General features: G+C 23.4%; 19 protein-coding genes. 4 read left to right on the top strand and 15 right to left on the bottom strand.

Features of this window, described 5'->3' with window-relative positions; genetic code table 11:
* The first annotated feature begins 18 nt into the window (after positions 1 to 18).
* On the top strand, positions 19 to 951 hold the full coding sequence (locus tag D9V67_RS01875; RefSeq protein WP_158359577.1) for a rhodanese-related sulfurtransferase: 933 nt from the start codon (positions 19 to 21) through the stop codon (positions 949 to 951).
* A 4-nt stretch (positions 952 to 955) separates the two neighbouring features.
* Here D9V67_RS01875 and D9V67_RS01870 read toward each other — a convergent pair whose 3' ends face one another.
* Genes D9V67_RS01870 through pyrD form a run of 3 tightly spaced genes read right to left on the bottom strand, consistent with a single transcriptional unit; the run spans position 956 to position 5,991 of the window.
* Positions 956 to 2,797, bottom strand: a complete 1,842-nt coding sequence (locus D9V67_RS01870; RefSeq protein WP_158359576.1) for an ATP-binding cassette domain-containing protein — start codon at positions 2,795 to 2,797, stop codon at positions 956 to 958.
* Positions 2,798 to 2,817: 20 nt separating this feature from the next.
* Positions 2,818 to 4,923 (bottom strand): bifunctional 23S rRNA (guanine(2069)-N(7))-methyltransferase RlmK/23S rRNA (guanine(2445)-N(2))-methyltransferase RlmL, encoded by a 2,106-nt coding sequence (gene rlmKL / locus D9V67_RS01865; protein WP_158359574.1) that lies wholly within the window; start codon positions 4,921 to 4,923, stop codon positions 2,818 to 2,820.
* A gap of 57 nt (positions 4,924 to 4,980) precedes the next feature.
* A complete protein-coding gene (gene pyrD / locus D9V67_RS01860) occupies positions 4,981 to 5,991 on the bottom strand; it encodes a quinone-dependent dihydroorotate dehydrogenase (protein WP_158359571.1) in 1,011 nt (336 codons plus the stop codon).
* Positions 5,992 to 6,200: 209 nt separating this feature from the next.
* Between pyrD and pncB the strand changes: the two genes are divergently transcribed.
* The 3 genes from pncB (at position 6,201) to D9V67_RS01845 (ending at position 10,296) form a co-directional block, all read left to right on the top strand.
* The gene (pncB, locus tag D9V67_RS01855) at positions 6,201 to 7,397 is read left to right on the top strand and encodes a nicotinate phosphoribosyltransferase (RefSeq protein WP_158360088.1); all 1,197 of its coding nucleotides are present in this window, start codon (positions 6,201 to 6,203) and stop codon (positions 7,395 to 7,397) included.
* A 204-nt stretch (positions 7,398 to 7,601) separates the two neighbouring features.
* Positions 7,602 to 9,002 (top strand): asparagine--tRNA ligase, encoded by a 1,401-nt coding sequence (gene asnS / locus D9V67_RS01850; RefSeq protein WP_158359568.1) that lies wholly within the window; start codon positions 7,602 to 7,604, stop codon positions 9,000 to 9,002.
* Between the two features lie 148 nt (positions 9,003 to 9,150).
* Positions 9,151 to 10,296, top strand: a complete 1,146-nt coding sequence (locus D9V67_RS01845) for a porin (protein WP_158359566.1) — start codon at positions 9,151 to 9,153, stop codon at positions 10,294 to 10,296.
* Between the two features lie 168 nt (positions 10,297 to 10,464).
* Here D9V67_RS01845 and D9V67_RS01840 read toward each other — a convergent pair whose 3' ends face one another.
* From D9V67_RS01840 to rluC, 12 genes are all read right to left on the bottom strand, one after another.
* Complete coding sequence (locus tag D9V67_RS01840; protein ID WP_187308332.1) at positions 10,465 to 10,926, bottom strand: hypothetical protein; 462 nt, start codon at positions 10,924 to 10,926, stop codon at positions 10,465 to 10,467.
* Between the two features lie 166 nt (positions 10,927 to 11,092).
* Entirely contained in the window at positions 11,093 to 11,437 is a 345-nt protein-coding gene (locus tag D9V67_RS01835; RefSeq protein ID WP_158359562.1) for a histidine triad nucleotide-binding protein, read from the bottom strand.
* Positions 11,438 to 11,456: 19 nt separating this feature from the next.
* On the bottom strand, positions 11,457 to 12,899 hold the full coding sequence (gene ptsG, locus D9V67_RS01830; protein WP_158359559.1) for a PTS glucose transporter subunit IIBC: 1,443 nt from the start codon (positions 12,897 to 12,899) through the stop codon (positions 11,457 to 11,459).
* Between the two features lie 131 nt (positions 12,900 to 13,030).
* On the bottom strand, positions 13,031 to 13,828 hold the full coding sequence (locus D9V67_RS01825; RefSeq protein WP_158359557.1) for a TatD family hydrolase: 798 nt from the start codon (positions 13,826 to 13,828) through the stop codon (positions 13,031 to 13,033).
* A 32-nt stretch (positions 13,829 to 13,860) separates the two neighbouring features.
* Positions 13,861 to 14,853: a DNA polymerase III subunit delta' C-terminal domain-containing protein gene (locus tag D9V67_RS01820; protein WP_158359555.1), complete on the bottom strand. Its 993-nt coding sequence runs from the start codon at positions 14,851 to 14,853 to the stop codon at positions 13,861 to 13,863.
* Between the two features lie 5 nt (positions 14,854 to 14,858).
* Positions 14,859 to 15,488, bottom strand: a complete 630-nt coding sequence (gene tmk / locus D9V67_RS01815) for a dTMP kinase (protein ID WP_158359553.1) — start codon at positions 15,486 to 15,488, stop codon at positions 14,859 to 14,861.
* A 95-nt stretch (positions 15,489 to 15,583) separates the two neighbouring features.
* Positions 15,584 to 15,820, bottom strand: coding sequence for an acyl carrier protein (gene acpP, locus D9V67_RS01810; RefSeq protein WP_158359551.1), 237 nt, complete (start codon positions 15,818 to 15,820; stop codon positions 15,584 to 15,586).
* A 73-nt stretch (positions 15,821 to 15,893) separates the two neighbouring features.
* The gene (gene fabG, locus D9V67_RS01805; protein WP_158359549.1) at positions 15,894 to 16,628 is read right to left on the bottom strand and encodes a 3-oxoacyl-[acyl-carrier-protein] reductase; all 735 of its coding nucleotides are present in this window, start codon (positions 16,626 to 16,628) and stop codon (positions 15,894 to 15,896) included.
* Complete coding sequence (locus tag D9V67_RS01800; RefSeq protein WP_158359547.1) at positions 16,588 to 17,133, bottom strand: ACP S-malonyltransferase; 546 nt, start codon at positions 17,131 to 17,133, stop codon at positions 16,588 to 16,590. The genes fabG and D9V67_RS01800 overlap by 41 nt, the downstream gene beginning before the upstream one ends.
* Positions 17,103 to 17,573, bottom strand: coding sequence for an ACP S-malonyltransferase (locus tag D9V67_RS01795; protein ID WP_158359544.1), 471 nt, complete (start codon positions 17,571 to 17,573; stop codon positions 17,103 to 17,105). Before D9V67_RS01795 ends, D9V67_RS01800 begins: the two co-directional genes overlap by 31 nt.
* Positions 17,574 to 17,796: 223 nt before the next feature.
* Complete coding sequence (rpmF, locus tag D9V67_RS01790; protein ID WP_158359542.1) at positions 17,797 to 17,961, bottom strand: 50S ribosomal protein L32; 165 nt, start codon at positions 17,959 to 17,961, stop codon at positions 17,797 to 17,799.
* A gap of 83 nt (positions 17,962 to 18,044) precedes the next feature.
* Entirely contained in the window at positions 18,045 to 18,989 is a 945-nt protein-coding gene (gene rluC / locus D9V67_RS01785; protein ID WP_158359540.1) for a 23S rRNA pseudouridine(955/2504/2580) synthase RluC, read from the bottom strand.
* Positions 18,990 to 19,233 lie beyond the last annotated feature (244 nt).

Below are 19,233 nucleotides of genomic sequence, written 5' to 3'. Positions count from 1 at the left end.
AAATAAAAGGTGTTTTTCATGTCTATTTTACATAATATAATTTGCAAAAAAAAATTAAAAAATCGTATGTTATATGAAACTGAGCCTCGTTTAACATTATCTTTTTATAAATATTTTACTATTGAAAATACTCAGGAATACAGAAATCATATTTATGAAAATTTTTATAAAAATGATGTTTTAGGAAGAATTTATATAGCTAGAGAAGGTATTAATGCTCAAATCAGTGTACCTATAAAAAATTATTTTTTTATAAAAAAAATTCTATATGAATCAAATTCTGCATTAAATAATTTGCGTATTAATAAAGCGTTAAATAATAAAAAATCTTTTTGGGTTCTTTCTGTTAAGATAAGAAAAAAAATTGTAGAAGATGGAATTACAGATCCTTGTTTTGATCCAAATAATGTTGGTATTTATATAAAATCAAAACAAGTGAATATGATGTTACATGATAAAGAAACAATATTTATTGATATGAGAAACTCTTATGAATATGCGATTGGTCATTTTGAAAAAGCAATTGAAATTAAAAGTATAACTTTTAGAGAACAGTTAAAGAATGTAGTTACATTAATGGAATATGCTAAAAATAAAAGAATTGTGATGTATTGTACAGGTGGTATTCGTTGTGAAAAAGCTACTGCTTGGATGTTATTTAATGGTTTTAAGTTTGTATATCATTTAGAAGGAGGTATTATTGGTTATGTTCATAATGCTAGAAAAAATGGATTACCAATTCTGTTTAAAGGGAAAAATTTTGTATTTGATTATCGTATGAGTGAAGAAATTTCAGAAGATATAATATCATCTTGTTCTCAATGTGATAATGCTTCAGATACTTATGTTAATTGTAAGAATAATATATGTCATCTTCTTTTTATTCAATGTCAAAATTGTGCAAATATTTTTAATCATTGTTGTTCTATAAATTGCATGGAAAAAATATGATTTTTTATATTTTATTATTTATATTATTTTTTTCTAATTTTTCCCAATATATTAATTTTTCTTCTAGTTCTTTTTCTTGTGCTATTAATTTTTTTAAAATTGGTAATTGTTCTTCTAGTTTTTTTTTAAAAAAACATGGTTGATTGATTTTATTTTGTAATTTTTTAATGTAAAATTCTATTTTTTCTATTTTTATTAATATTTCTTTTAGTTCTTTTTGAACATGATTAACTATTTTTATTTTAGTATGAATATTTGATTTATTTTTTTTTATTTTATTTTTTTTATATGTTGTTTCTAAATTTATATTATGTTTTGCTTTTTGTAAAGAATCATAATTTCCAATATGAGTGTCAATAAATCCGTTTTGTTTAAATAACCAACATTTATTCACTGTATTATTTACGAATTCTTCATCATGACTAACTATTAAAACAGTGCCTTTATAATCAATAATAATTTTTTCTAACAGCTCTAGAGTATCTAAATCTAAATCATTAGTCGGTTCATCAAGAATTAAAACATTACTTGGCCTTAAAAATAATCGTGCTAATAGTAATCTATTACATTCACCGCCAGATAGTGTTTTTACTAAAGATTGTAATTGATTAGGTTTAAAAAGAAATTTTTTTAGATATCCTATTAAATGCTGCTCTTTTCCATTAAGTCTGATTATTTCTTTACCATAAGATATATTATCTATAATAGATTTATTTGGATCTAATATAGATCTATTTTGATCAAAGTATGATATTTTTAATCCTGTACTTTGATAAATTTGTCCTGTTTGTGGTTTTTTTTCTCCTATAATAATTTTTATCATAGTACTTTTGCCACATCCATTACTACCAATTAGTGCTATTTTATCACCATGTTGAATGATTGATGAAAAATTTTTTACAATCAATTTATTTTGTATAACAACATCTATATTATCTGCTTTAAAAATTATTTTTCCTAGATAATTGTTAGATTGATTGATTTTAATATTTTTTACTTTTTCTATTTTTATATAATCATGATATTCTTTTCGTAATAATTTTAAGTTTTTTACTCTACCTTCATTTCGAGTAGAACGTGCTTTAATGCCTTGTCTAATCCACTTTTCTTCTCTGTCAAGATTTTTATCAAATATTTTTTTTTGTATTAGTTCAATACGTGTACTATCATTTTTTAATTTTATAAAATTTTCATAATTTCCTGGCCAAGATATTAATTTTCCTCGATCAAGATCGACAATTCGTGTAGATATATTTTGAATAAAACTTCTATCATGTGATACAAATAATACACTTCCATGAAATTTTTTTAAAAAATTTTCAAGCCATTTAACAGTGTTCATATCTAAATGATTTGTTGGTTCATCAAGTAATAGCACATCAGGTTCTCCTATTAAAGATCGACTTAATGCAACTTTTCTTAATAATCCTCCAGAAAGCTCTGATAATAAAGTATTTTTTTCTAATTTAATTAATTTAATTATTTTTTCTATTTGTACAATTTGATTCATATTTAATTGTTTTTTCATCAAAATAAAATTATTATATTTTTCTTTTTTTATTTGATTTTTATAAAATATTGAACTAATAAAATCATATATAGAAATGTTCATACTTATAGGATTTTCTTGTTTTAAGTAAGATATTTTTATATTTTTTTTATAAACGACGATACCATGATCTAAGTCTTGTGTTTTATTAATAATTTTTAAAACAGTGGATTTTCCAGTTCCATTTTTACCGATTAAACATATTCTTTCATTAGGATTGATATGCAGCATGCTATTTTTCAAAATTTCTAAGTTGCTAAATGATAAACATGCATCTTTAATCTGAATTAGAGACATAAAATTTTCTATCCTTAGATTTATTCGATATGAGTTATTAACCAGGAATGGTAAATATTTGAATGATTTAAATAATCTTTACATTGTACTTTTTTTGTAATATTTTTTGCATTTAATTTCATTTTTTGAAGATAATCAAAATTAATGTTAAAATTATGTGTAGAACTGGAAAAAATAATATTACCTTTATGTCGTAAAATTTTTTTTAAATATCTTATTAGAATAAGATAATCTCTTTTTAAATCAAAAGATTTTTTCATTTTTTTAGAATTTGAAAAAGTAGGTGGATTAATAAATATAAGATCAAATTTTTTATTTGTTTTTTGTAGCCAATTTAAGCAATCTGATTTAATAAAGTGATGATTAGAACCTCTTAAATTATTAATAGACATGTTTCTAATCGACCATTGTATATAAGTATTAGATATATCTACACTAGTTGTGCTATTTGCTTTTCCTAGTCCAGCATAAACACTAGCAGTACCAGTATATGAAAACAAATTTAGAAAATCTTTACCTTGAGACATTTTTCCTAATAATTTTCTTATTAGTCGTTTATCTGAAAATAATCCAGTATCTAAATAATCTACTAAATTAACTAAAAATTTTGAATGATATTCTTTAATTTGAATAAAGCTATTACTATCAAATAATTTTTTATATTGTGTTTTATTTTTATTTCGGTGTCTAATTTTTAATATTATATTATTAACATCAACAGATAATATTTCTTGTGCATAATAAATAGCATGACATAATCTTTTATGTGATTTTTTACAATGTATGAATTTAGGAGCTTTATATTCTTGAATAACTAACCATTTATTATAAATATCGATTATTATATTATAATTTGGTAAATCAGCATTATAAACACGAAAACATTCTATGTTTTCTTGAATAGACCATTTTTTTAATTTATTAAAATTTTTCTTTAATCTATCTTTATATTCATTATTTTCAATAGGTAGTTCTTTAAAAAAAATAGTATAATTTTTTTGAATACAATTTAATGCACTGTTCTTTAAAAAATATTCTTTATCTTCTGTCATTTGTAAAAAATTTAATAAAAATATTGATGAACTAAAAATAGATGCTTTCCAATTTTTAAAATGTTTTTTTAATATTACTCCTAATTGTATGTATAAACCTACGAGTTGACTTTCAGTTTGATGTCTTTCTCCATATGGTGGATTACTTAATAGTATTCCAATATTCGTACTACTATAAATATTTTTTAGATCATGTAAGTTTTGTGTAGAAAATTTTATTATTTTTGATAAACCTGCATTTAATGCATTTTTCTTAGCATTTTCTATAGCCACAGGATTATAATCATAGCCTATAAAATAATTTTTCAAGCATTTTTTAACTCCTACTTCAAATCTTTTTGTTGCTTCTTTAACAATATTAATCCATAAATTTTTATTATATTTTTTCCATGATTGAAAGCCCCATTTTAATCTTGTTAGTCCAGGTGCTCTATCCGTAGCCATCATTGCTGCTTCAATTAATAATGTACCAGATCCACACATAGGATCTATTATAGGGATATTATTATTCCATTCTGAGTTCAGTACAAGAGCAGCTCCTAAATTTTCTTTAATAGGAGTCGTATTATAATATTTTCGGTATCCTCTTTTATTTAAAGATTCTCCACTTAAATCCAACATAATATGTATTATATTATCATTAGATAAAAATGATTTGATTCGAATATCAGGATCAATAAGATCAACATTTGGACGATCGAAGTATTGTTTGCTAAATTGATCAACAATAGCATCTTTAATTATGAGCGCTCCAAATAAACTATTACGAATAATATCATTAATTCCTTTAAAATTGATTGAAAAAGTATTTTTTATAGAAAATACTTTGCTCCAATTAATACTATATATATTTGAATAAAGATCTTCTTTATTAGATATTTTAAATTTTTTTATACATAGAAAAATACGAGAAGCAATACGACTCCACATTAAGCTTTGATATAATAATAATTCGTTTGCTTCATAATAAATACCTCCATTTATTATATTTAAATTTTTTGCTCCTAAAAATAAGAGCTCTTTTTCTAATAATTTTTCAGTGCCAAAGATTGTACTTGCAAATAAATAGTTCATTGTTTTAATTAATTTAATTTTAATAAAATTTTATATATAATATATTAATAGAATGTTTTATATATTTTTAATAATTTCTTTAATAAGATTAGGTCCATGATATACTAATCCAGAATAAATTTGTATTAAAGTAGCACCTGATTTAATTTTTTCTTTTGCTGAATTGACAGAATTAATTCCTCCTACACCAATAATAGGAATTTTTTTTTGTAAGTATTTTGATAATATTGAAATAATATTGGTACTTTTTTTTTGTAAAGGTAATCCGCTTATTCCTCCTTTTTCTAAGCTATTTTTACATCCGGATACTAATGAATGATCTAATGTTGTATTTGTAGCAATGACTGCATCTATTTTATATTTAATTAATTGTTTTGAAATATTTTTTAATTCTGTTTTGGAGAGGTCTGGTGAGATTTTAATTACTAAAGGAACATATTTAAGATATTTTTTATGTAGCTCATTTTGTTTTTTTTTTATATTATATAATAAATTAGTTAGAAGAGTTCCATATTGTAAAGTTCTTAAATGAATAGTATTAGGTGATGAAATATTAATAGTAATATAACTAGCATAATAGTAAATTTTTTCTATACATATTAAATAATCATTTATTGCATTTTTAATACTAGTATCTCTATTTTTTCCAATATTAACACCTATAATTCCTTTAAAACAAGATTTTTTTATATTAATGATTAAATTATCTATTCCGAGATTATTAAATCCCATTCTATTAATTATTCCTTCTTTAGATATTATTCTAAATAATCTAGGTTTAGGATTTCCAGATTGAGGCAAGGGTGTAACAGTGCCTACTTCAATGAAACCAAAGCCCATTTCTGATAAACAGTTAATATAATCTCCATTTTTGTCTATTCCTGCTGCAGTACCTAGTTTATTTTCAAAAGTTAAACCCATGCATTTAATGTTTTTTGATGCTTTTTTAATATAAGATTTTTTTTTAAATCTGTGATTGTGTTTCAAAATCAGACATTTTAATACGAAGATATGAGATTTTTCAGGATCTATTAAAAATAACAGTTTACGAATTAAATAATAAAACATTATAATTCCTTTTTAATATAAAGTAAAATTTTCATAAATATTGATATAAAAAATATTTTTTTTGAAAAATTGATAACTTTGTTATTTGTGTTATATTTTTTATAAAATACTAAAATAATTTTATTTTTTATATAATTTAAATGTAAAACTATATAATATTTTAGTCATCATATATGAAAAAAGAGTATAATAAAAATATAAAACATATTATGAAACGATATGATTATCCAATAGTAAAAACTTTACTTGATACTGATGCATATAAATTGCATATGCAACAAGCTATTTTTTATAATTATCAAAATGTAGATGTAGTAGCAGAATTTCTTTGTAGAGGAGATAACTTTTTAGGCTGTTATTCCCATATTTTACTAGAACAGATTAAAATGATGAGATATTTGTCTTTAAGTAATGAAGAATATATTTATATGACTTCTTTCCCATTTTTTAAAAAAGAATATTTACATTGGTTGAGAAAATTTCGTTATAATATTTCACAGGTAAAAATAAATAATAATCAAGGACAATTACATATTCGTATCAGTGGATTATGGAAAGAAGTAATATTGTGGGAAGTGCCTATTTTAGCATTGATTAGTGAAGTTTTTCATAGTAATTTTTCTCCAGAAATAAGTTCTAAAAATGCTATAGAATATTTAGATACTAAATTAACAAGATTTTTTAATTATACTAGATACATAGATTTATCTCGTTTAAAAATTGTTGATTTTGGGACCAGAAGAAGATTTTCTTATGATGTACAATATTCTATTGTTAAAAGATTAAAAGAAACTTTTCCTTTTTTAATTGGTTCAAGTAATTATCATATAGCACGTATATTAAATTTAACGCCAGTAGGAACACAAGCTCATGAATGGTTTCAAGCGCATCAACAAATTAGTTCAAATTTAAAGAAAAGTCAAATTTTAGCATTGCAAACATGGTTAGATCAATATGGTAAACATCTTAGTATTGCTTTGACAGATTCTATTACTATGGATGCTTTTTTACGTGATTTTAATTTATTTTTTACTTCTTCTTATAAAGGTATACGACATGATTCAGGAGATCCAATACAATGGGGGGAAAAAGCTTTAAAACATTATGAAAAATTAGGTATAGATCCTTGTACTAAAACATTATTATTTTCAGATAATTTAAATTTTAACAAAATTATCTCTCTTTATAAAAAATTTAGTCATAGAATTAATGTTGTTTTTGGTATAGGAACAAGATTAACTTGCGATATCCCTTATGTAAAACCGTTAAATATTGTCATTAAATTAGTAGAATGTAATGGAAAACCTGTTGCAAAAATATCTGATAGTCCAGGTAAAACATTTTGTTTAGATAAAAATTTTTTAAAGAGTTTATATAATGTTTTTAGTATACCATTAAACAAATAGATTTAATTTAAGTTTTATAAATATTTTTGTGAAAAAAGTAGAATTTATACTATAAATATTATTTTTGTAAATTAAATAAAAGATTTACAATTAATATTTTTTAAAAAATAAAACTAATATTTAGTATTATATATAAAACATTTTCTTATCAAAAATATTTTAATAGTAAAGCATTTTAAATATAAGTATAAAAGGAAAGATTTTATGAATGCGGTACCAATATCAGAGATATATAAAGATGATATTATAGTCAATAGTTCAATTACTGTTTGTGGATGGATAAGAAGCCGCAGAAATTCAAAATCTGGTTTTTCTTTTATTACAATTTATGATGGTTCATGTTTTTATTCTATACAGGTTATTGCGAATAATTCTTTATCTAATTATTATAAAGAAATTTTACATTTAACTATTGGATGTTCTGTTATCGTTACTGGAATGTTGATATTATCTCTTGGAAATCAACAAAAATATGAAATTCAAGCAACAGAAATTAAAATTTTAGGATGGGTTGAAAATCCAGATACTTATCCAATATCTGCTAAAAAACATAGTATAGAATATTTAAGAGACGTAGCTCATTTAAGGGCTAGAACGAATTTAATTGGTGTAATAGTTCGAATTAGAAATCATGTATTACAGGCATTACATTATTTTTTACAAAAAAATAACTATTATTGGGTTCCTACGCCAATTATTACTAGTTTAAATACTGAAGGTGCTGGAGCAATGTTTCGTGTTTCAACATTAGATATGCAAAATATTCCTAAAAATCAAGATGGTTCCGTTGATTTTAAAAAAGATTTTTTTGGAAAAGAATCTTTTTTAACTGTTTCGGGGCAGCTTAATATAGAAACATATGCTTGTGCTTTATCTAGAGTATATACTTTTGGTCCTACATTTCGTGCAGAAAATTCGAATACAAGTCGTCATTTATCAGAATTTTGGATGTTAGAAGTGGAATCAGCTTTTACAAATCTAGATGATATGTCAGATTTTATTGAACATATGTTGAAATATGTTTTCAAATCTCTTTTAAAAAATTGTATGCCAGATATTAATTTCCTAAAAAATTATATTGACAATGATATTATTATTCGTTTAAAAAAAAATTTATGTATGGAGTTTGTACGCATAGATTATTTAGACGCTATAAATATTTTACTGAATTCTAAAATTAAATTTGAAAAATCTGTTTTTTTAGGTGTTGATTTAGCTTCTGAACATGAACGTTTTCTTGTAGAGAAACATTTTAAAATTCCAGTGATTATTAAAAATTATCCAAAAGAATTAAAAGCATTTTATATGAGGTTAAATGACGATAAAAAAACTGTTGCGGCAATAGATTTATTAGTTCCGAATATTGGAGAACTAATAGGTGGTTCACAACGTGAAGAACGACTTTCTATGTTAGATGAACGTTTATTAGAATTAGGGCTAAAAAAAGAAGATTATTGGTGGTATAGAGATCTTCGTCGATATGGTACAGTTCCACATTCAGGTTTTGGTATGGGTTTTGAGAGATTAATATCTTATGTTACTGGAGTTTCAAATATACGAGATATTATTCCGTTTCCACGTACTGTAAAAAATTCTCATTTTTAATTATAAGTTTTATAAATATTTACCAAGTGAGTTTTTCTATGAAAAATTTTATATGAATACTCAATATATAAAAAATAATAGTTTTTTTAAAAAAGATAAATCAATATTTATTGAAATCATATTTACTAAAAAGGTAGTATAAAAAATTATGATGAATCGTAAATCTTTAGCAATTGCAATACCAATGTTATTAGCTGCTAGTAGTGGAGTTAATGCTTTAGAAATTTTTAATAAAAATGGTAATAAATTAGAGTTACATGGTAGTATTAATCCAAATCATGAATTGTCTCATGGTTTTTTATCAAAAAAAATTAACTCTCATAATGATAATACAAATGCTATTTTAGGTCTATCAGGAGAAATAAATATTACTGATGAACTATTGAGCTATGCAAATATTGAATATAAAAGTGATCTCAATGTTCCTGAAGAATTATTAAACAAACAAAAAACTAATTCTGTGCGTTTAGGATATGCTGGTTTTAAATATGGTGATTGGGGTTCAATAGATTATGGTCGTAATTATGGTGTTTTACATGATGCCCAGTTTTTAACTAATCGTATTCCATATATTACTCAAGATAGTATATTTTCTTATAATGATAATTATATGGTAGGCAGAAATAATAGCTTACTTACTTATAGAAATAATAATTTATTTGGTTTATTTGATGGTATTAGTTTTGCACTTCAATATGAAGATCAAGTTAAAAATATACAAGAAAATCAAAATAATGGTTCTGGTTGGGGAGCATCTTTAAAATATAAAACTGATGCAGGACTTACTGCCGTAGGTTCTTTTTTTTCTGCTGAAAGATTAAAATCTGAGAAAGATAAAGACAAAAATCTTCCATCATCTGTAGATGCATATGGATTAGGTTTTAAATATGATGCAAATGATATATATATTGCGGCTTTTTATGGTGTAGGTAGCAATTTAATACCATCAGATATTTCTAATGAAAAATCAGAAGCGCCTACTAAATTTATCGGTAAAACAGAAAATATAGAAGCTGTGGCAGAATATAATTTTCATTCTGGATTTCATCCGTCTTTAAGTTATCTGGATTCTAAAGGACAGGAATTAAATTCAGATCCACAAAATACATCTAATAACAACGCTTTCGAACTCGCAAAGCAAATTAATATTTCAACTCGTTATGAATTTAATAAGAATATTTCAACTTATATGAACTATAAAATTAATTTATTAAAAAGTAATAATGAGTATGTTAAAAGAAATAATATTTCCACAGACAACATTCTTGGTGCAGGAATAGTTTATCAATTCTAATTTTTCTATAAAATATAATTTTTTTAAACACTAAAAATTTATATAGTGCTTGTCATCATTAAGAGTGAGAACTTTCTACTGAGTTATAAATAGAACTATCTATTTTTTATATATTAAAAATAATATAATTTTTAATTATATACATTTCAGTAGAAAGAACTGCTCTTATTAAAAATAAAATTTTTCTGTTTTTACAAAAACTATTTCTCCTGTTCGAACTAGTATTAATTGTATTTTTAATGAAAATTTTTTTTTTTCTTCAGAAAGACAACTATTAAGATAATATTTTACATTGTTGTTTCTAGATAATAGAAGTGCAGTTCCTGTGTCTATTGAATCTTGTATATTTGATAAACCTAATTTTTTTTTATTTTCATCAATTATTTGTGTTTCAAAAAAATAAACATTATTCGTTTTTTTAGCAATTTTATTTTTTATTAAATCTGTGAGTTTTTTAGTATCTAAAATAGAATTAGAGTTATTTTTTAGTATATCTATAAAAAATAATGTATTATTAGAAATGAATACATTATTAGATTTTAATAAATCTGAGATAATATTGTCCAAAGCAGCATCAAAGTTTAATAAAATATTTTTTGGTTTATGTGTAAATAAATGAAAATTTTTCATTTTTATTAAAGTTGTTTCTAGATTATTAGAAAATGAACAACCCGTGATAAATATGATAGTAAAAAATATAAATATTAAATATTTACTCAAATTTAATCCTTCAATTTAAAAAATAGAGAAATTTTTTTGATATATAAACATCAATCGTGTTAAGAAAAAATAGTTATTAATATAATGATCTTAATTCTTTTCCTCCTAATAGGTGCATGTGTAGATAATTGATTTCTTGTCCTCCATTTTTATTGCAATTAATAATTATTTTATATCCCTCTCGACTAATTTTTTGTTTTTTTGCAATCTTTACAGCAATATAAAACATATGTGCTAAAATATACTTATTTTTTTTATTAATTTCATTTGATGATTTAATAAAAATATTAGGTACGATCAATATATGCACTGGTGCTTTAGGATTTATATCTTCGAAAGCTGTTATAATTGTATCTTGATAAACAATATTTGTTTGTATTTTTTTATTGATAATATCCTGAAAAATTGATTCATTATTCATAATAAACATTCCTCGAATTTTAAGATACGATATTTTTTTTTATATGTTTATCTATAGCAGTTTTAATATTTTCAGATCTAGTACCGAAAACAGCTTGTATTCCTGATCCTGATATAATGATTCCTGCTGCACCAAGATTTTTTAAGTCTTTTTGATTAACTTTTGATATTTCTATAACAGTAATTCTAAGTCTGGTAATACATGCATCCAAATTTTTAATATTATTTTTTCCACCTAATGCTTTAATAATATATGGAGCAAGTTCAACATTATTTTTTAATGAAATAGTATTCTGATTTTTTTCTCGTCCTGGTGTATTTAAATCAAAATTAGTTATTAATAAATAAAAAATACTGTAATATACTAATCCATAGCACATTCCAATAATTGGAAATAAAAATATATGATGGCTATTTCCACTTAATACTATAAAATCTATCAATCCATGTGAAAAACTTGTCCCAGCTCGCATGTCTAAAAAAATACATAAAGGAAAAGATAATCCTGCTAAAATAGCATGGATGATATATAATACTGGTGCAACAATAATAAATGAAAATTCAATTGGTTCTGTAATACCCGTTAAAAAAGCAGTTAATGCTGCTGAAATCATAATACTACCTATTTTATTTTTATTTTCTTTTTTAGCTGTATGCCAAATTGCTAAAGCAGCACCGGGTAAACCGTACATTTTAAAGATAAATCCTCCTGATAGATTGCCAGCTGTAGAATCACCAGCCATATATCTTGCAATATCTCCATGAAACACTTGTCCTATAGAATTAGTATATTCTCCAATTTGCATTTGAAAGGGGACGTTCCATATATGATGTAATCCAAATGGTACTAGTGCTCTTTCTACTAATCCATAAAGTGCAAAAGCAAGAATAGGATTTTGATAAGCAGCCCATTGAGAAAAAATTTGAATAATATGTCCAATAGGAGGCCATATTATAGATAATATTAACCCTACTAATATCGACGATAATCCTGAAATAATAGGAACAAATCTTTTACCAGCAAAAAAACCTAAATATTCAGGCAGTTGAATACAATAAAATTTATTAAACATATATGCTGAAATGGCACCAGCAATAATACCTCCTAATATACCAGTATCAGAAAGATGTTTCTCTTTTATAATTTCAATAGTAGTATTTAAAAATATTGGTTCTACTACAAACAACGTTTGAATTAAAATACCATAAGCAACAACTGCAGCTAAAGCTGCAACACCATCATTATTAGTAAAACCAAGAGCTACACCAATTGCAAAGATTAAAGGCATATTATTAAATACAGAACCTCCTGTTTGAGCCATTATTTGAGAAATAATATCAGGTAATAAATTAAAATGAGCAGATCCTATTCCCAGTAAAATTCCTGCGATAGGTAATACAGAAACAGGTAACATTAATGATTTACCAACCTTTTGAAGGTTGGCAAATGTGTTTTTAAACATATTAAAAAACTCCTAAATATATATAAAATTTTAAATCGATTGTATATATGATATATTTTTATTATAGTGTCTTTGTACCTCTTTAAGGCAATAAATTAATTGAAATTGAATTATTTTTTATTTAGTTAATTTTAATTCATATTGAATAATGTATAAAAGTTTTTGGTTGTTATTTTTGCTACTGTTTCTATATTAATGTTTTTTAAAATAGAAATTTTTTTTGCTATTTCAAATAAATATGCAGGTTGATTTTCTTGTCCTCTATATGGAACAGGTGATAAATATGGTGAATCTGTTTCTATTAATAAACGCTCTAACGGTATTTTTTTTATTGTGGAATGTAATTCCTCAGAATTTTTAAAAGTAATCATTCCAGAAAAAGAAATGTAAAAGCCTATATCTAGTAATTTACGTGCCGAATAGTAGTTTCCAGTAAATGAATGTAATATTCCTTTACATTGTTCTGCTTTTTCTTCTTGTAATATTTTTATAGTATCATCAATAGCATGACGAGAATGGACTATAATTGGTTTATTTACTTTGATTGCAGTTCGAATATGTTCACGGAAAAAAATTTTTTGAATATTTTTATTTTCAGATGAATGGTAATAGTCTAAACCAGATTCGCCTATTGCTATTACACGTTCTATAGAAGATAGATTGTCTATTTTTTTAGAAATATTTTCTATTGTATGAAAACTTATGAGTTCTTTTTCACAATTTAAAGGATGTATACCACAAGAGTAAAGTATTGAAATATATTTTTGACATAATTTTTTAATTTTATAAAAATTATTTATAGAAGTTGATACGGTTAAAATTTTTCTTACATCATTATTAAAAGATTTTTTTAATACATCTTCTATGTTTTGATGTAATAAATTGTAATTTAATCGATCAATGTGACAATGTGAGTCAATAAAGAACATAATTTAATCTCTTTTTATTCATAATAATTTTATTATTCATTCTTAAATTCAATATTGAATATTTCCTCCCATTTGAGTAGTTGTTCTAATAATAACAATTGCTGATTTACTCCAGATATGTTTAGTAGTTTGTATTGACATTGCATCCAAGTACGAATACTCATATCTAAAACAAAATTAGTATAATTATGAGAAAGAAATTCAATTAATGTTATTTGATCAAAATTTATTAAATATTGTTTTTGATTAAAATTAAATTTAATAGCATCTAATAATAAAAAACATATCCAGTTAATTTGAACTATATTATTTTTTTTATTAAATTCTGGTAAAATTTTTAATAAGTTTTTATTTTGAAACGCATTAAATAAATATTTATAAAAATTTATTCGTTCTATCCATATTATTCCGTTAATAAATTTTTTTGCAGATATAGGTGATCCTTGATTAATTCTTAATGCAGTTAAATATGATTTGCTTTTCTTCTTTGTATCTTTTTGTAACCAATTTATACTATCTTTTTCATTTGGAGCAAATAATGGATATATTAAACAACGACTATTTAACGTAGAATATAAATTGAAATTGTTATAATTTATGAGAAAAAACCAAGTTTTTTTGGGCGGTTCTTCAAGAGTTTTTAAAAAAGCATTAACTGCTGATTCTGTTAATTGTTCAGTATCAGGTAAAACAATTACTTTAGATTCACCCTGTCGTGAGCATGTAAATATTTTTTCATTAATTTTCCGTATGTCTTCAATATTAAAGAAATTATTTTTTTCAGATTTTAAAACATGCCAATCTGGATGACTTTTAATAGACATTAATTTACATCCAGAACATTGATTGCAAAAATTTTTTCCTATAGGTTTAAGACATAATATCCATCTGCTAATAAACCAAATTAATAGAGATGCTCCTATTCCTCGTTGAGTTTTAATTAAAATAGCATGATGAGCTTTGTTTTTTTGATATTGCTGAATAATATTATTGTATGGTTTTATTAACCAAGGATATAATTTCATATAATTTATTTATTAAGCCAATTTAATATTTTTTTTGCAATGTTTTTATTTACAGTATTTATATCTAGATTGGCATTAATCTTAATGATTTTTTTATCTAATGCTATATTTTTTAAATAAAACTTTCTAGTTTTTTTAAAAAAATCTAAATTTCTACATTCGATGAGATCTAATGAATTTCTATTTAATGCTCTTTTTAAACCAATTCTTGGAGAAACATCTAAATAAATAGTTAAATCTGGAACAAAATCTTTTAAAAATAAATGTTTTAATGTAGATATTATTTTTTTTTTAATACCTAATCCGCCTCCTTGATAAGCTATAGAAGATAAATCATGACGATCAGAAATTACCCACATTCCATTTTTTAATGCTGGTTTAATTATTTTTTCAACTAATTGTATTCTTGCAGCATACATTAATAATAATTCTGTTTCTTTAATTAGTTCATCAGAGTCAAATTTATTTTTTATTAATTTTCTTATCTCTTCTGCAATAGGTGTACTACCAGGTTGACGTACTAATATTATATTTTTTATATTATATTTATTTAATATATTTTTAATATATATACTGGCATTCGTTTTACCTGCACCTTCTAATCCTTCAACTACAATAAATTTATTTTTTTTCATCATTTATTATTTAAAACATGGGTTTTATAGTTTTAATTACATCTAGTTTGTATGATTTTTTTATAAATAAAAATTAAATAGATTAAAAATATATTTTATTTTAGACGATTTTTAATATAATCAATAGATTGTTGTATTGTATTGATTTTTTCTGCTGCTTCATCTGATATTTCAAGATTAAATTCTTCTTCTAAAGCCATAATTAATTCTACTATATCCAGAGAATCTGCTCCAAGATCGTTAATAAAAGAAGCACTATTAAAAATATCTTCTTCTTTTATATCTAATTTTTCAGTAATGATTTTTTTGATACGTTTTTCAATATTTTTCATTTTTTAAATTTTCCATTATATTTTTTATATAACTATTAATATTTTTTGATAAAACAATAGAATTTTTTTAATATTATATCATATACATACCTCCATTTACATGTAATGTATGTCCAGTAATATATGATGCTTTTTCTGAAGCTAAAAAAATAACAGAATGAGCTACTTCTTCAACATTACCTGTTCTTTTCATAGGTATTTGAGATAAATAGTTTTCATATTGTGTTGTATTTAACGTATTTATAAAATCTGTGTTAATCAATCCTGGTGCAACAATGTTAACCGTAATACCTTTTGATGCTAATTCTAATGCCAGTGATTTATGAAATCCTATAAGCCCTGATTTAGAAGCACTATAATTAACTTGTCCTTTATTACCTGTATAAGCAACTATAGAGCTAATTGTAATAATGCGTCCCCTTCTATTTTGTATCATGGGACGAACTACTGATTTTACAAGATGAAATACTGATGTTAAATTAGTTTTTATTACTTGATCCCATTCTTTAGAATTCATTTTAACTAATAATTTATCTTCTTTTATTCCAGCATTATTAATTAGTATATCGATGGAATATTTTTTTTTAAATATATCTTTTATTACTTCTATGATATCATTACTATTATTTAAGTTTAAAAGAATACCAAAGCCGTTTTTTTTTACATAATTGTTAATTATTTGCACTCCATCTTGAGTGGTAGATGTACCAATTACCTGTATTCCTTTTGTAATTAATTTTTTTGCAATTGCTTGTCCTATTCCACGACTAGCACCAGTAATTAATGCAGTTTTTTTCTTCTTTTTCATTAATTCCTTTATTAATTTTTTGAAATGCTTTTGAAAAATTTTTTAAATTGTCAGTACTAAATGCAATAATTTTTTTATTTTTTTTATTTAAATTAGTTAGTATTTTACTAGGTCCTATTTCAATCATAGTAAAAATTTTTTTCAATTGTATCAATTCTATAATTTCTTTCCATCTTACAGTACTATAAATTTGTCTAATTAATGCATGTTTAATATTTTTACTAGATTCTTCATATTTTACATCAACATTGTTAATTACTGGTATTTTTGGTGCATGTATAGTAATCATTCTTAATATATTTTTTAATTTTTTAGCTATTGGTTTCATTAATTTAGAATGTGCAGGTACATTAATATTTAAATTTAATATATATTTAGCACCTGATTTCTTACAGTATTCACTAGCTTTATATACAGCAGATTTATCTCCAGAAATTACAATTTGATTATGAGAATTTATACTAGCTAAAGATACTATTTTTTTTTTTGAGAAGCGATAATACATGCTTTTTGAACTATTTGTTCATCTATATTAATAATTGCTTGCATTAAACTAGGACGATTTATAGTTGTGCTTTGCATTATTAAACCTCGTTGAAAAACAATTTTTAGTGCGTCAGAAAATTGCATTGCATTAGAACATACCAGTGCAGAATATTCTCCTAGACTATGCCCAGACATTAATAATGGAGGCTTTCCATATTTGATATTCCAAAGACGATAAATTGATACAGATGAAGTTAATATTGCTACTTGAGCATATTGACTTTGATTTAATTTTATTTGTGGTCCTTCTTGTATTAATTTTAATAAATTAAAACCAATATAATAAGATGCTTCGTCAAAAGTATATTTTAAAATATTGTTATATTTGTATAATAATGAAGATAACATACCTACATATTGTGCACCTTGTCCTGGAAATAACATTGCAAAAAAAGACATTATAATTACCTATATTAATAAGATAAAATAAGATGGTATAATTATAGAATTTTTTTATTTTTGTACTGATATTAACAGTATATAAAATATTTTTTATTAAAATTTTCTATAATATTTTTTTAGAAAATTAATTGTTTTTAATTATATGAAATAGTATTTAAATTTAAAATATATTTTTTATAAAATGGTGCTTATTTTATAAGCACCATTTTTATTGAAAATTTTAAAGAACTTTTTTACCTTTATAATAGCCATTAATAGTAATATGATGTCTAATATGCGTTTCTCCGGAAAATTTATCTATAGATAGAGTTGGCTTTAGTAAAGAATCATGAGCACGTCTCATGCCTCTTTTAGAACGAGTTGGTTTATTTTTTTGTACAGCCATATTTATTTTTTCTCTTTTAAAATAATGATTGAATAAAGATAAATATAATAATCTTTATTTAAACAATAAAATTGTTATATAAACTATATTATAGTATTTAAAATTGTTTTAAAATCTATATCTAGAGGTGCTTTTATACAAAGTTTTTTACCATTTTTTGGATGAATAAAATTGACTGTAGATGAATGTAGTAAAAGTCTATTAGTATTTGTTTTATTTGTTATATTTTTATCTAATCTATTTTTACCGTAACGTTTATCAAATAATATAGGATGTCCTATATATGAAGTATGTACGCGAATTTGATGTGTTCGTCCCGTTTTTGGGGTAATTGAAAGTAATGTTGATGTGGAGAATTTTTTTTTTATTGTAAAATAAGTTTGTGAAGGCTTACCAATAGGATCTACTAAAACTTTTTTTTGTTTGTTGTGTATTTTTGTTTTTAATAAAGGTTCTGTAATTTTATTAATATGGCAAGGCCATAAACCATGTACTAATGCTATATATTCTTTTTTAATTTTTTGTTCTCTTAATTGTTCATGTAGAGATGCTAAAGACATTCGTTTCTTTGCTAGCATTAAAACACCAGATGTTTCACGATCAATACGATGTACAAGTTCAATAAAGGTATTTAATGGACGTAGCTTTCGGAAATATTCTATAACTCCAAAATTTAATCCACTTCCTCCATGTACTGCGATTCCTGAAGGTTTATTGATAATTAATAAATCATTATCCTCGTATAAAATGCTATTTAATAATATTTTTGCATAATCTACAGGAAAAAAAGTATTTTTTGCATGATATGATATTTTTATCGGTGGAATTCTCAGCATATCTCCAATTTTTAACTTATAATATGGTTGAATTCTTTTTTTATTAATTCGAATTTTTCCTGTTCTTATAATTCGATAAATCATACTTTTAGGTACATTTTTAAATCTACTATGCATGAAATTATCTAATCGTTGATTTATCATATTTTCGTTAATATATATAATAGATACTGGTAGTATTTTGTATTTCATTAAAAAAATCTCTGTTTTTCGGTAATTTTTTTAATTTTTTATTTATTATAATATAATTGTATATATAAATATATTAATTAAATTAATCGCTATCAAAATATAAAATTAGAAATATATTATGTATATACACTAATTTTTTATGTATTTATATTTTTAAGTTCTTTTTATTTAAATTTTTTTATAAAAACTTATTTTTATAGGTATTTCAAATAAAAATCATAATATTATGATAAAAAATTAATTT

Origin of the sequence: Buchnera aphidicola (Brachycaudus cardui), assembly GCF_005081945.1 — a bacterium.
In the GTDB taxonomy this organism is placed as follows: Bacteria; Pseudomonadota; Gammaproteobacteria; order Enterobacterales; family Enterobacteriaceae; genus Buchnera; species Buchnera aphidicola_AN.
This window is presented reverse-complemented; position numbering and strand designations above follow the sequence as displayed.

Coding starts and splice junctions, on each gene's coding strand:
- D9V67_RS01875 (WP_158359577.1), top strand. CDS start 19: ATGTCTATTTTACATAATATAATTTGCAAAAAAAAATTAAAAAATCGT.
- D9V67_RS01870 (WP_158359576.1), bottom strand. CDS start 2,797: ATGTCTCTAATTCAGATTAAAGATGCATGTTTATCATTTAGCAACTTA.
- rlmKL (WP_158359574.1), bottom strand. CDS start 4,923: ATGAACTATTTATTTGCAAGTACAATCTTTGGCACTGAAAAATTATTA.
- pyrD (WP_158359571.1), bottom strand. CDS start 5,991: ATGTTTTATTATTTAATTCGTAAACTGTTATTTTTAATAGATCCTGAA.
- pncB (WP_158360088.1), top strand. CDS start 6,201: ATGAAACGATATGATTATCCAATAGTAAAAACTTTACTTGATACTGAT.
- asnS (WP_158359568.1), top strand. CDS start 7,602: ATGAATGCGGTACCAATATCAGAGATATATAAAGATGATATTATAGTC.
- D9V67_RS01845 (WP_158359566.1), top strand. CDS start 9,151: ATGATGAATCGTAAATCTTTAGCAATTGCAATACCAATGTTATTAGCT.
- D9V67_RS01840 (WP_187308332.1), bottom strand. CDS start 10,926: ATGAAAAATTTTCATTTATTTACACATAAACCAAAAAATATTTTATTA.
- D9V67_RS01835 (WP_158359562.1), bottom strand. CDS start 11,437: ATGAATAATGAATCAATTTTTCAGGATATTATCAATAAAAAAATACAA.
- ptsG (WP_158359559.1), bottom strand. CDS start 12,899: ATGTTTAAAAACACATTTGCCAACCTTCAAAAGGTTGGTAAATCATTA.
- D9V67_RS01825 (WP_158359557.1), bottom strand. CDS start 13,828: ATGTTCTTTATTGACTCACATTGTCACATTGATCGATTAAATTACAAT.
- D9V67_RS01820 (WP_158359555.1), bottom strand. CDS start 14,853: ATGAAATTATATCCTTGGTTAATAAAACCATACAATAATATTATTCAG.
- tmk (WP_158359553.1), bottom strand. CDS start 15,488: ATGAAAAAAAATAAATTTATTGTAGTTGAAGGATTAGAAGGTGCAGGT.
- acpP (WP_158359551.1), bottom strand. CDS start 15,820: ATGAAAAATATTGAAAAACGTATCAAAAAAATCATTACTGAAAAATTA.
- fabG (WP_158359549.1), bottom strand. CDS start 16,628: ATGAAAAAGAAGAAAAAAACTGCATTAATTACTGGTGCTAGTCGTGGA.
- D9V67_RS01800 (WP_158359547.1), bottom strand. CDS start 17,133: ATGTATTATCGCTTCTCAAAAAAAAAAATAGTATCTTTAGCTAGTATA.
- D9V67_RS01795 (WP_158359544.1), bottom strand. CDS start 17,573: ATGTCTTTTTTTGCAATGTTATTTCCAGGACAAGGTGCACAATATGTA.
- rpmF (WP_158359542.1), bottom strand. CDS start 17,961: ATGGCTGTACAAAAAAATAAACCAACTCGTTCTAAAAGAGGCATGAGA.
- rluC (WP_158359540.1), bottom strand. CDS start 18,989: ATGAAATACAAAATACTACCAGTATCTATTATATATATTAACGAAAAT.